The organism is Rhizobium sp. WYCCWR 11128 (genome assembly GCF_013416305.1).
Classification (GTDB): Bacteria; Pseudomonadota; Alphaproteobacteria; order Rhizobiales; family Rhizobiaceae; genus Rhizobium; species Rhizobium indicum.
In genome coordinates, this window is record NZ_JACCEZ010000001.1 from 1,457,205 (window position 1) to 1,472,373 (window position 15,169).

14 protein-coding genes and 1 pseudogene are annotated in these 15,169 nt (G+C 61.8%); 13 read left to right on the forward strand and 2 right to left on the reverse strand.

The window, feature by feature from the left end:
- Positions 1-42 precede the first annotated feature (42 nt).
- Genes HX898_RS07120 through HX898_RS07150 form a run of 7 tightly spaced genes read left to right on the forward strand, consistent with a single transcriptional unit; the run spans position 43 to position 5,882 of the window.
- Complete coding sequence (locus HX898_RS07120; RefSeq protein WP_180194294.1) at positions 43-1,134, forward strand: PHB depolymerase family esterase; 1,092 nt, start codon at positions 43-45, stop codon at positions 1,132-1,134.
- 56 nt (positions 1,135-1,190) lie between these two features.
- Positions 1,191-2,324, forward strand: coding sequence for an ABC transporter substrate-binding protein (locus HX898_RS07125; protein WP_180194295.1), 1,134 nt, complete (start codon positions 1,191-1,193; stop codon positions 2,322-2,324).
- A 4-nt stretch (positions 2,325-2,328) separates the two neighbouring features.
- Positions 2,329-3,393, forward strand: a complete 1,065-nt coding sequence (locus HX898_RS07130; protein WP_138329852.1) for an iron ABC transporter permease — start codon at positions 2,329-2,331, stop codon at positions 3,391-3,393.
- Positions 3,390-4,148 carry an ABC transporter ATP-binding protein gene (locus HX898_RS07135; protein ID WP_180194296.1) on the forward strand — a complete coding sequence of 253 codons (759 nt, stop codon included), beginning with the start codon at positions 3,390-3,392 and terminating at the stop codon, positions 4,146-4,148. The genes HX898_RS07130 and HX898_RS07135 overlap by 4 nt, the downstream gene beginning before the upstream one ends.
- Positions 4,145-4,762 carry a hypothetical protein gene (locus HX898_RS07140; protein WP_180194297.1) on the forward strand — a complete coding sequence of 206 codons (618 nt, stop codon included), beginning with the start codon at positions 4,145-4,147 and terminating at the stop codon, positions 4,760-4,762. Before HX898_RS07135 ends, HX898_RS07140 begins: the two co-directional genes overlap by 4 nt.
- Positions 4,759-5,379 (forward strand): hypothetical protein, encoded by a 621-nt coding sequence (locus HX898_RS07145; RefSeq protein ID WP_180194298.1) that lies wholly within the window; start codon positions 4,759-4,761, stop codon positions 5,377-5,379. The genes HX898_RS07140 and HX898_RS07145 overlap by 4 nt, the downstream gene beginning before the upstream one ends.
- The gene (locus tag HX898_RS07150; RefSeq protein ID WP_062944655.1) at positions 5,376-5,882 is read left to right on the forward strand and encodes a hypothetical protein; all 507 of its coding nucleotides are present in this window, start codon (positions 5,376-5,378) and stop codon (positions 5,880-5,882) included. Before HX898_RS07145 ends, HX898_RS07150 begins: the two co-directional genes overlap by 4 nt.
- Positions 5,883-5,923: 41 nt before the next feature.
- On the opposite strand, the gene HX898_RS07155 is transcribed toward HX898_RS07150, so the two are convergent.
- Both HX898_RS07155 and HX898_RS07160 read right to left on the reverse strand, forming a co-directional pair.
- Positions 5,924-6,223, reverse strand: coding sequence for a DUF6074 family protein (locus HX898_RS07155; protein ID WP_003538909.1), 300 nt, complete (start codon positions 6,221-6,223; stop codon positions 5,924-5,926).
- A gap of 109 nt (positions 6,224-6,332) precedes the next feature.
- Positions 6,333-8,287, reverse strand: a pseudogene (locus HX898_RS07160) (adenine deaminase C-terminal domain-containing protein).
- A gap of 194 nt (positions 8,288-8,481) precedes the next feature.
- Here HX898_RS07160 and HX898_RS07165 point away from each other — a divergent pair.
- The 6 genes from HX898_RS07165 (at position 8,482) to HX898_RS07190 (ending at position 15,166) form a co-directional block, all read left to right on the forward strand.
- Positions 8,482-9,522, forward strand: coding sequence for an ABC transporter substrate-binding protein (locus tag HX898_RS07165; protein WP_180194299.1), 1,041 nt, complete (start codon positions 8,482-8,484; stop codon positions 9,520-9,522).
- Positions 9,523-9,643: 121 nt separating this feature from the next.
- The gene (locus HX898_RS07170; RefSeq protein ID WP_138390842.1) at positions 9,644-10,468 is read left to right on the forward strand and encodes an ABC transporter permease; all 825 of its coding nucleotides are present in this window, start codon (positions 9,644-9,646) and stop codon (positions 10,466-10,468) included.
- Positions 10,465-11,256, forward strand: a complete 792-nt coding sequence (locus HX898_RS07175; RefSeq protein WP_138390843.1) for an ABC transporter permease — start codon at positions 10,465-10,467, stop codon at positions 11,254-11,256. Before HX898_RS07170 ends, HX898_RS07175 begins: the two co-directional genes overlap by 4 nt.
- Before the next feature lie 7 nt (positions 11,257-11,263).
- On the forward strand, positions 11,264-12,322 hold the full coding sequence (locus tag HX898_RS07180) for an ABC transporter ATP-binding protein (protein WP_180194300.1): 1,059 nt from the start codon (positions 11,264-11,266) through the stop codon (positions 12,320-12,322).
- Positions 12,323-12,339: 17 nt separating this feature from the next.
- Positions 12,340-13,737 carry a dipeptidase gene (locus tag HX898_RS07185; protein WP_138329872.1) on the forward strand — a complete coding sequence of 466 codons (1,398 nt, stop codon included), beginning with the start codon at positions 12,340-12,342 and terminating at the stop codon, positions 13,735-13,737.
- Between the two features lie 163 nt (positions 13,738-13,900).
- On the forward strand, positions 13,901-15,166 hold the full coding sequence (locus HX898_RS07190) for a glycerate kinase (protein WP_180194301.1): 1,266 nt from the start codon (positions 13,901-13,903) through the stop codon (positions 15,164-15,166).
- Positions 15,167-15,169: the final 3 nt, after the last annotated feature.

Sequence of the window (15,169 nt, forward strand, 5' to 3'; positions counted from 1 at the left end):
CAACATCACCGCCATCCCGGCTGCTGATTGGCGGAGACTTTCATGAGATCTATGTCAGACACGCTCGCACGCCTTGCTGCGCTGCGAGGAACCCTTCGCGCCCACCCCACGCAGAACAACCCCGACCTCGTCGCCTTGGAAACGTTTGGCTCCAACCCGGGCGCCTTAGGGGGGTACACCTATTTGCCGTCGAAGCGCGGGAAAAACATGGCCCTGGTTGTCGTCCTGCACGGCTGCACCCAGACTGCCGCCGGCTATGATATCGGGTCCGGGTGGTCACGATTGGCCGAGGACTATGGCTTCGCGCTGCTGTTTCCCGAACAACGACGGGCAAACAATCCAAACCTCTGCTTCAATTGGTTTAACCCAGAAGACATAAGCCGGGATCACGGCGAGGTCTTTTCCATTCGCCAGATGATCGCAAAGATCGTTGCGGAACACGGTATCGACGGCAAGCGCGTGTTCGTGACCGGGCTTTCGGCGGGCGGCGCCATGGCCGCCGCCATGCTCGCCACCTATCCCGACGTTTTTGCGGGCGGCGCGATCATCGCGGGCCTACCATATGCAAGTGCCGCAAGCATTCCCGAGGCGTTTGACCGAATGCGCGGTCACGGCAGCCCGACTGCCAAAGAGCTTGAACTGCGATTGAGAAACGCTTCAGGGCACAAAGGCCCGTGGCCGACACTATCACTGTGGCAGGGGAGCGCAGACAGAACCGTCGTGCCATCCAATGCGAATGCGATCGCAGAGCAATGGAGAAATATCCACGGCGTTGACGCATCGCCGGGGCGTGTCGAAGATATCGGACGACACCAGCGAAAGGTCTGGACCGATGCTCACGGTGTCGAAGTAATCGAGCTCTATACGATTGCCGGGATGGATCACGGCACGCCGCTCGATGTCGGCACCGGATACGGGGCAAGCGGCCCCTTCATGCTTGAGGTCGGAATTTCATCGACCGTCGAAACTGCCAGGTCCTGGGGTCTGGTCCCCTCATTTGAAAAACGGCGCGACGCAAAACCCTCTGCTGCGCAACCGGAAAACGCTGCAGATCGATTCGGCACAGGTAACGATCGTGGCGGTATCCAGAAGGTCATTGAAGATGCCCTCCGGTCCGCTGGGCTGATGAAGTAGTCATATCGCTAATTAAAGTGGAGATTTGTAGACAAGAATAAATACGCGGAATAGGAATGGCGCTCATCGTCATACGGGGAGACACCATGGTTCCGCTTTCGCTTTTTATCACAACTGCTTTGCGCCGCCGCATGGCGGCCGCACTTGCCGCCGTGCTGTTTGCACCGGCAGCTTTTGCCGAAGAGATTGTCTTCAAGGATCAGGGGAACCGCGAGGTGCGGCTGGCAAAGGCTGCCGAACGTGTCGTCTCGATCGTTATCCCAATGGCTTCCACAGTCATCGCGCTGGATGGCAGCACCCGGAAGCTCATTGGCATGAACCCGACGGCAAAGAGCGCCGTGGTCGAAGGGATTCTCGGAAAGATCTTCCCCGAGGCGAAGGATATTCCGTCGGACGTGACGGCGCCGAATTTCGTGCCGAATGTCGAGGCGCTCACCGCTGCCAATCCCGATCTCGTCATTCAGTGGGGTGATCGCGGCGCCGATATCGTCGCCCCCATCACCAATGCCGGGCTCACCACGATGCTGATCCTTTACGGCACGGAAGAGCTGACCCGCGATTATATGACCATGGCCGCGAAGGCGATCGGCAAGCCGGAGCGGATCGGCGAGCTGGTGGAATGGCGCGATCGCGTCCAGAAGGATATCGAAGCCAAGGCGACTGCTATCCCCGACGACAAGAAGCCGAACGTTCTCTATCTCGGCCGCGCGCTCTCCGATATCAGCGCCTCCGGCACCAAGGGCAATTACAATGCCTGGTCCATCCAGCTTGCGGGCGGCAGAAATGCCTCGGCCGAACTCAACGGCACGGTCTCGGTGAACAAGGAACAGATCGCAGCGTGGAACCCCGACGTCATCTTCCTCAATGCTTTCGAGGCGAAGCTGAATGTCGACTGGGTCTATAACGATCCGATCCTGTCTTTGACCAATGCCGCCAAATCCAAGCGGGTCTACAAGATGCCGCTCGGCGGCTATCGCTGGGATCCGCCGAGCCAAGAATCGCCGTTGTCCTGGATGTGGACGGCCAATCTCCTCCATCCCGAGGTCTTCAAATACGACCTGCGGACGGAAATGAAGACGGCCTACAAGACCCTTTACAACTACGACCTGGCCGATAGCGATATCGACAATATCCTTTGGCTGAAGGAACAGGGCGCCGCCGCCGACTACGCTCAGTTCGAGGCAAAGTGACATCATGGCGCCGATGACGCATGAGGAGATGGCGCCGGCTGCCCGCCGGATTCACCTCGCCAGGCAGACACTGGTCTTCACTTTGCTGCTGGCACTGCTGGTGGTCGCCTTCACCGTCAGCCTCTGCGTCGGACGGTTCTCGGTGCCGGCTGGACGCGCACTGGAACTGATCTGGCAAGGGATCACTGATCCATCGCGGGAGCTTGCCGGGATCGACGAACGCATCGTGCTGCTCGTGCGTGCCCCGCGCGTCGTGCTTGCTGCACTTGCCGGCGCCGGGCTTGCCATCTCGGGCGCCGGCCTTCAGGGCGTGTTTCGAAATCCGCTGGTTTCGCCAGATATATTGGGCATTTCCCAGGGTGCGGCCTTTGGCGGCGCGCTGGCGATCATGCTCGGCATCTGGGGATTTCCGCTGATTGCCATGGTGTTCCTCTGCGGAATGGCGGCCGTCATCCTGGTGGGGTTGCTGTCGCGCATCAACGGCCGCTCCGAAACGGTAACGGTGATCCTGTCGGGGCTGGTCATCAGCTCGATGTTCTCGGCGGTCGTCTCGCTGCTGCAATTCATCGCCGATCCCAACACGTCGCTTCCCGCCATCGTCTACTGGTTGATGGGATCCTTTGCGACAGCCACATGGGAACGCACGCTGGTGGCGGCACCGGGCCTCATCCTGGGAAGCTGCTTCCTGTGGATGCTCCGCTTCCGGCTCAACATCCTGTCGCTCGACGAAGCCGAAGCCCGCAGCCTCGGCGCCAATACGATACGCGAGAGATGGCTGGTCTTCTGCCTCATCGCCGTCATCGTCGGCAGCCAGGTCGCAGTCTCCGGCATCATCGGCTGGATCGGCATCGTCATTCCCCACGCCGCCCGCCTGCTGGTCGGCCATGATCACCGCGCGCTGCTGCCCGCAGCCGCGGTGCTCGGCGCAGGATTCATGGTCTGCATCGACACCCTCGCCCGCACGGCAACGGCCGCGGAAATCCCACTCGGCGTGATCACCGCCCTTGTCGGCGCGCCGATCTTTGCGGCTCTCCTGCGCCATCACTATCGCGAAAGGACGGGATCATGATCGGATTGACGGATGCAGTCGTCAGGTTCGGGGTGCGCACCATCCTCGACCGCCTGACTTTCTCAGTTCCCGTCGGGCGGTCGCTCGCCATTCTCGGCCCCAACGGACGTGGTAAGACGACCACGCTGAAAGCCATGCTCGGCTTTCAGCGGCTGGACGAAGGCAGCCGGGTGGCGCCCGCCATTGTCGGCTACGTCCCGCAGACCGGAAGCAGCAACCAGCGTTACCGCGCCATCGACGTCGCCGTCATGGGGCGGGCAGCACATCTCGGCCTCTTCGGCCAACCGGGACCTTCCGATTTCGAGATTGCCCATGCCGCGCTTGAACGTGCGGGGGCCACCCGCTTTGCCGATCATTTCTTCGACCGGCTTTCCGGCGGCGAACGGCAGCTCGTGCTTCTGGCGCGAGCGCTCGCCACCGGGTCGGAGGCGATCGTCCTCGACGAGCCAGCCGCCGCCCTCGACCTTCGCAACCAGGAGCGGCTGCTCGACCTGCTCAAAAGCCTGCGCGAACCGCGCGACAAGGCAATCGCCTTCACGACACATGATCCGAACCATGCACTTGCCGCCGCCGACGATGCGCTGCTGATGATGCCGGATGGTCAATCGCTGTTCGGTCCGGTCGCGGAGACGATCACGCCGGAACATCTCGAACGGCTTTACGGGGTACCGATGCGGGTGGTCGAGCTCGTCGGTCCGACAGGCCACGGGCATCGCGCAGTTCTGCCCGCCTTTGCAGGAATTTGCGCCGCATGAGCATCCTTCTGATCCAGTCGCATTATCAAGACCCTTTCAGCATGAACCCGCCGGCTTTCGCCGAGGCGACCGCGCAGGGCAAGCTGATCACCGTACGCGAGATGGAGCTGACCGAGGCGCATTTCGCCGCCGCAAGCGGCCTCATCACCACGACCCATCTCGATCAGATCGGCTTCCTCAGATACGCGCCGGCGGTGGCATCCTTCCTCGGCCGAGGCGGCCGGTGGATCTTCAACGGCCACATGCTTCGGCCGATTCTGCCGGTACTCGGCGCCTATATCCCGATGCCGCAGCCGAAAAGAGCCGACTTCGTGCAGGTCAGGCAATTCGACCATCCTGTTTTTACCGGCATCGACCAGAGGATGCTGGAAACGAACCGCGGCGTCGCCGGTTTCTACGGCCGCGGACACAATCCAATGCCGCCTGGCGCCGTTGCGATCAATACATTCGGATCGGCTGCCGTTCCCGTCGACTGGATCTGGGCGCGGCCGGTGGGCGGAGAAATATTGTCGCATGCTGGAAACGAGTTCTGGGGTTGCGGAGACGATTCCGACATCAAAAAGCAACTGGCCGGCCGTGTTATCGCCTGGCTGGCGGGGGAGCTGAACCGATGAGCGTGCTCGCGATCCATCCCGGCGCCTACTACCATATCGAGACGCTGGAAGCGCCGCGTTACCGGCATCATTTTGACAGGCTGGTGCGCCCGGAGGAGCTGCCCTCGGTCGAGCTCAGCGAACACAAGGTACTGTTCATTCCCTGCCGGACGCCGGCGGACCGGATGACGCCGCATGCGGCGCAACTGCGCGCCTATCTCGATGAGGGCGGCACGATCGTTGCCACCGGCGAGACGGCGTGGGAAGCGTTCCTGCCAGCGATCCATTTCACGCCGCAACCGACAAACTGGTGGTGGTGGCTGACCGAGGGCGCCGATCTCGGCGTCAGGATCTCAGCACCCGGCCATTCGCTGTTCGAACATCTTAGGCAGGACGATCTGACCTGGCACCTTCACGGCTGGTTCGACCCACCTGAGGGCGTCGAGGTTCTGGCCGTGAACGAGGAAGGCAAGCCGATCCTCTATGTAGACGAGGTCACGACGGCGGGCCGCATGGTGATCACCAGCCTCGACCCCTGCTTCCACCACGGATCGCATTTCATGCCGGCGACGACTCGCTTCCTGGATGGTTTCCTTCCGTGGATGCGCAAGGAACTGGACAAGGGAAAATCGGAATGAACGAAACGAAGATCGAAGTGCTCGAAGACGGCAAACCGCTTGCCTACGGCTTCGCCGACATCATGCATTATCACGGCTATGGTTTTCCCGGTGGTGTCGCCCATGCCTTCAAGGTGATGGAGCGCGCCTTTCCGCTGCTCAGCACCGACGGACCGCCGGAGCGCCGCGAAATCTCGATCCGCACGGCCTTTCGCGGCCCGGGCGGGCGTGACGCTTTCGAAATGGTGACGCGCGCATTGACGGAAGGACGCTACAGCGTCGACCCCTCACTCGACCGGCCGGAGCGCGGCGATATCCTCGCCCGCTACGTCTTCGAACTCAGCTATCGCGGCCGCACCGTCACCCTGCAACTGTGCGACGGCCATGTCCGCGAGGAATTCATCATGCTCGGCCGCAAGCCCGACCGGACACCCCAGGAAGAGGAGCGTCTCGCCTGGCTAAAGCAGGAGATGGCGGACCGCCTGCTGGCGTTACCGCCGGAGGCGGTTTACGAAGAGGGATAGGACGACCACTCAGATTCGGCAGACCTCCCCGAAGATCGCCACTATCGGTTTTGAGACTTGGGCAGTGGTCCGTTTTGGTGGCTGAAGACGAGTTCGCTCTGGACATCTTGCTGAAACTGCAGCACCCGCTGACCGACATCGCTCTCCGGCATACCGGCCGCCAGAAGCTGATCGGCAAGCCTGCGGCATTCGGCCTTCCAGAATTCTATCGCATCTGCGCCGTGCCGCCGGCCGAGTTCGCGAGCGCAGCGCTCGACATTGGCAGTTCCGGTTCCAGCGGGAAAGGCAATAATCTTGCCTTCATTGGCGCCGGCAGGCCGGCGGGTCATTTCAGTAGCCATCGAACACAGGTTCCTTTGATCCTGTTCGTTGTCTACGGGACTATGGTTAATGCTTTCTATTTGCTGCAGTAAGAAGATCAATCAGGTGGAAATTTAGCGGACCGCGATGTCACCAGACAATCGGATGGGTTTTGCCGGTGAGCACGTTCACGAACCCCTCCGGCGCCAGCTCCGACGGCGCGACCAGGACCCAGCGCCAGGGCGAACAGGTCAGCGTCGCAAACGACAGGCGTTCGGGAAAGCCCGGCCACCATCGAGGCGAAAAGGTCGGCTCGTACATCCAGTCGATCCCGGCGCCGGCGGCATAAAGAGCCTGCATCTCCGCGTCGAGCGCTTCGGCCGAACGCGCCGTCATCAGGCCGCCGACCTCGTAGCGGACGCGGGCGAGAATCTTGCCTGCGGATACCAGCACCCAGCCGCCCTGCTGCTCGTTCAGGGCATTGACTGATATCGCCATCGCCTCGTCTGATGAGCCGACCGTCCAGATATTGTGCTTGTCGTGCCCGAGCGTGGAGGCGAGCGCCGTCTCCGGCGTGCGCGGTCCGGTGCCCAGCCAGAACATCCTGGAGACCTTGGCCTCCCCGGAGAACCGGTCGACAATCGAGAACTTGGTGACATTGCGCGCGGGATCCCGCTGCACGGCCCCCTCTTCCACCGGCAATTCCATGGTGATGAAATCGTCGTGCCAGTGAAACGGCCGCAAAAGTGCTGCGTTGACCGTGGTCCGGTTCGGCGGCGCCTCGATGCGGAAATCATCTGATGTGACCGTCCGGTCTATTTTCACGGTCCGCGTCGCCCATTGCGGCCAGTCGATTTCAGGGCGCACGCCAATGAATGTCGCGCCCTCGGACACAGGACGCCCGTCTGCCCATACCTTTTCGATCGACAGGCTGGCGACGTCGCTGAGAAGAACGATGTCGGCGAAACGGCCCGGCGCTATCGATCCGACCCAAGGCGTCAGCCGCATATGGCGTGCCGGATTGAGGGTGACGCACTGGATGGCGGTCTCCGGCGCAAGGCCGTTTTCGATGGCGAGCCGGACATTGTGGTCGGTCGCACCGATTTTCAGTGTGTCCGAGGCGCTGCGGTCGTCGGTCACCAGGGCGATCTGCGACCAGTCCGTCAGCCCCTTGTCGATCAGACCGCGGATGACCTCCGGCAGAGAATGCGGCCTGAGCTCGATGAAAAGGCCGTGGAGAAGCTTCTGCCAGATTTCATCGAGAAACCAGCCTTCGTGATCGGAGGCGAGACCCGCTGCGGCGAAGGCATTGATCGAGGCCATGTCGCGCAGTCCGGCGCCGTGGCCTTCGACCACGCCGCGCTGCTCGAAGGTCGCGCCGATCATGCCCCACAGCCGATCGTAGGAAGGATTGCCGGGATCGGATATGGACGGCCAGTCCATGACCTCGTCGAGCCCGGCGACCATCAGGCTTTCGGAAAGGAAGGCCTTCTGCTCATCGTAGCCGAACCAGCCGCCACCCCATTCATAGGCGGTCGGAGGGACGGCGGAGCCAGGCAGGGGAAAGATTTTCATCGGCGATCCGCGCCGGCGCGCTTCCAGCCAGAATTCCAGATTGCGGGCGCCGTTGACGTTGGAAAATTCGTGGCTCGCCTCGCATGTCCAGGTCACGCCATGCGGCATCACCAAAGCCGCCTCCCATTCCGGCGTCAGATGGGAGCTTTCGATATGTTTGTGTGCCTCGCCGAAGCCCGGCACGGCCGCAAGATCCGGCTCGGAGAACCGCTCGCTCACTTCGCCTGCGTAACTGCCGGCGGGGCCGACATAAGCGATACGGCGGCCCTTGATGACGATCTCCTGATCGTCAAGCCACGTCCTCGTATGGACATCGAGCAACCTTCCCACGCGCAACAGCCTGTCGGCGGGCCGGCGTCCGAGCGCCGTCAGCACGAGATCCTGGCGCGTCAGAACCTCGTCGGACGCGTTGATCAGCAGATCATCAGGAAGAACGGTGCGCGAAGTGGCCATGAATGGAATGCCCGTGAGAACTGGAATCGCCGGACCGTAAAGACCACACCCGAATGTGTAAAGCGCTGATCAGCCACACGTTTTGTGGGCGATGGCCAGACGTTATCAACCAAGAGTTAGTTGATCGGCCGGTCCCGGAAAATTCTCCGCACAAGAGGGTATTTGCCCAATTATTGAGCTTGCGGCCTGACAGATCAAAAAATAGTATCCCTCAAATCGTGGGGGTACGATCCCGATTGCCAACGCCGCTTTTCACAGAAGGACATTGCTCATGAAGGCCAGACGTTTTGCCCGAATCCTGTCTCTTGCGCTGCTTGCCGCCGTCGGCGGCACCGCTGCGGCACATGCGCAATCGAAGACGCTGACCATCTCCTGGTGGGGCTATAACGGCGAGAAGATGAATGCGAACATCATCACTCCGTTCAAGAAGATTTGCGGCTGCGAGATCGTGTTCGAAACCGGCAACAATGCCGACCGGCTCAACAAGCTGAAATTGCGCGATGGCAAGGGCGTCGATGTCATCTATCTCACCGACAGCTTCTCGCAGCTCGGCATCGAACAGGGATTGTTCCAGGAGATCGATGCATCGAAGATCCCCAACCTCGCGGATATCTACGAGCTGGGCAAGGCGCCGCAGGGCAAATACGGCCCCGCCTACACGATCGGTCGCGTCGGCATCGTCTATGATTCCGCCAAGGTCAACCCACCGATCACCGCTTGGGGCGACCTGTGGCGCGACGATCTGAAGAGCTCCGTCTCCTTGCCCGGAATCACCACTACGGCCGGCCCGCTGGTCGTTCTGGAAGCCGGCAAGCATGGCGGCGCGGATGCCTATGAAGACACCGACAAGGCCTTCTCGGAAATCGAGGCCTTGAAGCCCAATGTCGTCAAGAACTACAACACCGGCTCGGAGCTGGTGAACCTGATATCAACAGGCGAAGTGCGCGTTGCGCTGGCCCAGGACTTTACCCTGGCATCGATGCAGGCGGCCGTTCCGACGATGACATGGGCCAAGCTTACGGACGGCGATATCGCCACGCTGAACACCGTGAACATCCCGAAGGGTTCGGAAAATGTCGAACTCGCCCATCAGTTCATCAACTTCATCCTGTCCAAGGACGTCCAGCAGGCTGAAGCCGAACAAGGCGTCGATGCGCCGATCTCGACAAAGGTCAGCCTGACGTCGGACCAGGCGAAGATCTGGACCTATGGCCCGGATATGGTCGCCAGCCTCACCCGCATCGACTATGCCAAGATGAATGCTGCCAAGGCCGACTGGATCGACCGCTGGAACGAAGTCTTCGGTCAGTAAGCTGCGCGATATCCCGGCCTGAGCCCGGTTCATTGCCAGTCCTGGGCCAGACCTGGAAGCGCCGCACATCCGAATCCGAGATGCGGCGCTCCTGATATCAGGACATGCCACGAGTTTTGAGATGAAGCATTTTGCCAGATGGGGATTGACGATGCCGGCGACGATTGCCGTCGTTGTGCTTCTCGTCGTTCCCGTCGCCATCACCATCGCCGCGACGTTTGCGGAGCCGAAGGGCGTGTTTGCGCCCTATGTGACATTCTTCAGCAGCGGCTTTCGCCGCGCAGTTCTTTATCGGACGCTGGAGGTCGCCCTGGTCACGACCGCGATCTCCCTCACCGTGGGTTTCATCACCGCCTATGTGATCGCGCAGATGCCGGGTCGCGCAAAGAGCATCATGATCATCGCGGCGGTTTTTCCGCTGCTGACAGGTGTCGTCGTCCGATCCTTCGCATGGCTGATCATTCTCGGGAAGAACGGCATCTTGAACGCCATGCTGATCTCGACCGGCATTATCGGGGAGCCGCTTTCGATGCTCTACACCGAAGGCTCGGTGATCGTCGCCATGGTCTATCTCTTCGTTCCCCTGATGATCCTGACGCTGGTCGGGGTGCTTGAAGGCATCCCGCGCGATCTGATAGACGCCTCCGCCTCGCTCGGCGCGAAACCGCTGATGACATTCTTTCAGGTGATCCTGCCGCTCGCGACACCCGGCCTCATCGTCGGCGCGGTCCTGGTCTTCACCGGCAGCTTCACCTCCTATGCGACACCGCAACTGCTCGGCGGAGAAAAGCAGATGATGATGGGGACCTTCCTCTATCAGCGCGCCATGGTGACCTTCGATTGGGTCGGCGCATCGACGATCGCCGCCATCATGGTGGTGCTGACGCTCGGCGTCGTCCTCATCATGAGCCGCATCGCACGCCGGCTCAATCCGATGGCGGTGTGATGACCAGGCGCGTTCACCCGATCCTCGCCGCCTTCGCGGCCTGCGTTTTCTTCTTCCTGCTGGCGCCGCTCGTCATCATCATCGGTGCGGCTGTCAGCGACACGACCTATCTGACCTTCCCGCCGCAGGGCCTGACATTGCGGTGGTTCGTCAATATCTTCGAAATCGAGGCCTTCCGCACGACCGCGATCACCAGCCTGCAGGTCGCTTTTCTCGGCACGGCGCTGTCGCTGCTGATCGGCGTCCCGGCCGCCTATGCGATCAACCGCTACCGGGTGGAATTGCCGCGCTGGCTTTCCACCATCTTCGTGCTGCCGATCCTGGTGCCGGAGATCGTTTTCGGATTTTCGCTGATGAAATCCGTGACGATAGGCCTCGGGCTGCCGATCTTCATCAGCCTGCTGGTCGGCCATGCGCTGCTGATCCTGCCCTATTCAGTGCGTGTCGTCGGCGCCAGCCTGGCGGCCTTCGATTTTTCCGTTGAGGAGGCGGCGATCAGCCTGGGTTGCCCACCGCTGAAAACCTTCCTGACCGTGGTCCTGCCGAATATCCGCGCCGGGGTCATTGCCGCCTTCATCCTCGCCTTCATCACCTCGATCAACGATGTGTCGGTTTCGGTCTTCCTGACCGGGCCTGGCATCTCGACGCTGCCGATCCAGATCCTTGCGCATATGGAACAGTTCTTCGATCCGACGATCGCGTCGGTATCGGTGCTGCTGATGTTCGTGACAGTCGGCGTCATGGCCGTCGTCGAGGCCACGCTCGGCCTCACCTTCCTGACAAAGTAGAACGCTCTTGACCGTATCCCTCACCATCGATTCCATCTCCGCCCATTACGGCAGCACGCAGGTGCTCAAGGACCTGTCGATCTCGGTCATGGCCGGGGAGCTGGTCTCCCTGCTCGGCTCCAGCGGCTGCGGCAAGACGACGACATTGCGCCTCGTAGCCGGCTTTCTGCAGCCAAGCAGCGGCAGCATCAAGCTCGGCGAGCGCAACCTGACCGGCCTTCCCGCGCATGCGCGCGACATCGGCCTGGTCTTTCAGAACTACGCACTTTTTCCTCATCTGAGCGTCCAGGATAATGTTGCCTTCGGCCTGAGGCAGCGTCGCATTCCCCAGCCGGAACGGGCGAAAAGAACGATGGCCATGCTGGACCGCGTCGGCCTTTCGGCCTTCGCCGACCGCCTGCCGTCGGCCCTGTCAGGCGGCCAGAAACAGCGCGTGGCTCTCGCCCGGGCACTGGTCATCGAGCCGCCGCTTCTGATGTTCGACGAGCCGCTTTCCAATCTGGATGCAAAGCTCAGGATCGACATGCGCGTCGAGATAAGGCAGCTCCAGCGCGCCAACGGCACGACATCGCTTTACGTCACCCATGACCAGGAGGAGGCATTCTCGATCTCCGACAGGGTGGCGATCATGAATGCCGGGCGCATCATGCAGCTCGACGCGCCGGAGGTGCTGTATCGCCAGCCGGCCAACGCTTTCGTCGCCCGCTTCGTCGGATTCGAGAACCTGATCCGCATGAAGGTGACCGCGCGCAACGGCGCGCTTATAACCGCCGAAACAACGGGCGGAGCGCGGCTGCAACTGTCGCAGGAAACATTCGGGCCGATCAAGGACGACTTCGTCCTGGCCTGCCGTGCAGACGGTCTTGCCGTCAGCCGTGACGGTGACGGCATCGCGGCCGTGCTCGGCACGCGCACCTATCTCGGCCGAGCCTATCAGTATAAATGCACGACCGCCGCGGGAGAGATCACCGCCAATGGGGCGCTATCCGATCCACTGGAAACAGGGGCGTCCGCCGTGCTGACGCCTGTAGCAGAGCAGTGCTGCATTCTCGATCCGGAAGATTGAAACGCTGAGGAGAGACGATGACTAATGCCATGGACCAAGATATCGATGCCGTTCTTGCCCATGTGGACCAAAGCCTCGATGGTAGCCTGGCGCGGCTTTTCGAGCTGATCCGCATTCCGAGCGTCTCGACCGACCCGGCCTATCGCGATCACTGCCGGGCTGCTGCTGAATGGCTGAGCCGGGATCTGGCTGCCATCGGCTTCGAAGCATCGGTGCGCAAAACGACCGGCCATCCGATGGTGGTCGCCCACGAGAAAGCGGCGTCCGGACCGCATGTGCTGTTTTACGGCCATTACGATGTCCAGCCGGTCGATCCGCTGGCGCTGTGGACGAGTGATCCGTTCGAGCCGCGCATGGAAGCCTTGCCGAACGGCGATACCGCGATCGTGGCGCGCGGCGCGTCCGACGACAAGGGGCAGTTGATGACCTTCGTCGAAGCCTGCCGCGCCTGGAAGAGCGTCACCGGGAAACTGCCGGTGCAGGTGAGCGTGCTGTTCGAAGGCGAAGAAGAGGCCGGCAGCCCGAGCCTCGCACCCTTTCTGGATGCCACGGCGGACGAGTTGAAGGCCGATGCGGTCTTCGTCTGCGACACGGATATGTGGGATCGCGAAACGCCTGCCGTCACGACGATGCTGCGCGGTATCTTCAGTACGGAAATCGAGGTCACCTGCGCCGATCAAGACCTGCATTCCGGCATGTTCGGCAATGCCGCGCGCAATCCGCTGCAAGTGCTGTCAGACGTTGTTTCGAGCCTGCGGCGAGCCGATGGCGGTGTCGCGGTCGAGGGCTTTTATGATGGCGTGAAAGAGCTCCCCGACGCCATCAAGGCGCTGTGGAAGAGACTGCCCTTCGACGAAGAGGCCTTTCTCGGCGATATCGGCCTCAGAGATCCGGCCGGCGAGGCAGGCCGTTCCGTCCTCGAACAGATCTGGGCGCGGCCGAGCTGCGAGATCAACGGCATGAGCGGCGGCTATACCGGCGAAGGCTTCAAGACGGTCATTCCGGCGAAGGCGAGCGCCAAGATTTCGTTTCGCCTGGTTGAAGGACAGGATCCCCAGGCGATCCGCGATGCCTTCCAGCGGCACGTGCGCGCACGTATCCCGGGGGATTGTTCGGTCAGCTTCAGGGATTACGGGCTTTCGCCGGCAACCGTCATGCCGATCGACAGTCCGTTTCTCACCAGGACGCTTCAGGCGCTTTCGACCGAATGGCAATGCGAAGCGGCCCTTGCCGGCACGGGAGGCTCGATCCCGATCATCGGCGAATTCAAACGCCGGCTCGGATGCGATGCCCTCCTGGTTGGCTTCGCCCGCTTCGACAACCGCGTCCACAGCCCGAACGAAAAATACGATCTCTCCAGCTTCCATAAGGGCATACGATCCTGGGTCCGGATCCTGGCGGCCCTCGCCGACTGACGCTGTAGCACTTTGAATTGCTGCATAATTTATCCTTCCATCGATTCCGATTTGAGGAATTATGCCGTAGGCTATGGTGCGGCCAGCGCACCTTGCTGATCCTGCAGGCCTAGAATAACGGACAATACCATCCCCATCGACACCGAGGCAGCAGAGACCACCGATGACGATAACCGCTCCCCGCGATTTCCTGAAAAGCCTGTTCGACGCATCAGTTCGCGCCGCCGATCCGCTGACCGGCATCAAGGCGCATCTGCCTGAAAGGCCCAAGGGAAGGACCGTGGTCATCGGCGCCGGCAAGGGCGCGGCGCAGATGGCGCGGGCGCTCGAAAGCGTCTGGGACGGACCGCTCGAAGGTGTGGTGGTCACCCGCTACGGCTATGGCTGCGAGACACGCGGCATCGAGATTATCGAGGCCGCCCATCCCGTGCCGGATGCGGCTGGCCTTGCCGCCGCAAAGCGGCTGACGGAGACGGTGAACGGGCTGACGGAAGACGATCTGGTGATCGCGCTGATCTGCGGCGGCGGCTCGGCGCTGCTGCCCGCCCCACCGGACGGGTTGACCCTTGAAGACGAGATTGCTCTCAACGAAATGCTACTTGCCTCGGGCGCGCCGATTTCGGCGATGAATGTCGTGCGCAAGCATCTCTCCACCATCAAGGGCGGAAGACTTGCGGCAGCCACCAACGCGAGGGTCGTCAGCCTGATCGTCTCCGATATTCCCGGCGACAACCCGGCCCATGTCGCCTCCGGGCCGACGGTCCCCGATGGTTCGACACGGCACGATGCGCTCGAGATCATCAGGCAATACGGATTACAGCTGCCGCAGGCCGCACTCGACCATCTGAACTCGCCGAAAGCCGATGCACCGCGGCCAGACGATCCGGTCTTCTTGCTGCACGCGCATCACATCATCGCCTCCGCCGGCGTCTCGCTGGAGGCCGCAGCGGCACTGGCAAAATCGCAGGGGATCGAGCCGGCCATTCTTTCGGATGCGATCGAGGGGGAGTCGCGCGACGTGGCGCTGGTGCATGCGGCCATCGCCCGCGAAGTGTCGGGCCGGAACAGGCCGTTTCCGAAGCCGGTCGTCATCCTTTCCGGTGGCGAGACGACGGTGACGCTGCGCGCCAAGGGCGGCAAGGGCGGACGCAACGGCGAATTCGCGCTCGCCATGGCGCTTGCGATTGACGGACAGGAGGGCATTCATGTCCTGGCGGCCGACACGGACGGGATCGACGGTTCGGAGGATAATGCCGGCGTCTTTGCTGATGGCGGCACGGCAAGGCGCCTTCGCGCCGCCGGGCTCGATCCGCGCCGGCTGCTCGACGGTAATGACAGCTATTCAGGCTTTGCGGCCACCGGTGATCTCTTCGAAACCGGCCCGACCGGAACCAATGTCAATGATTTCAGGGCCATCCTAATCAGTTAGGAA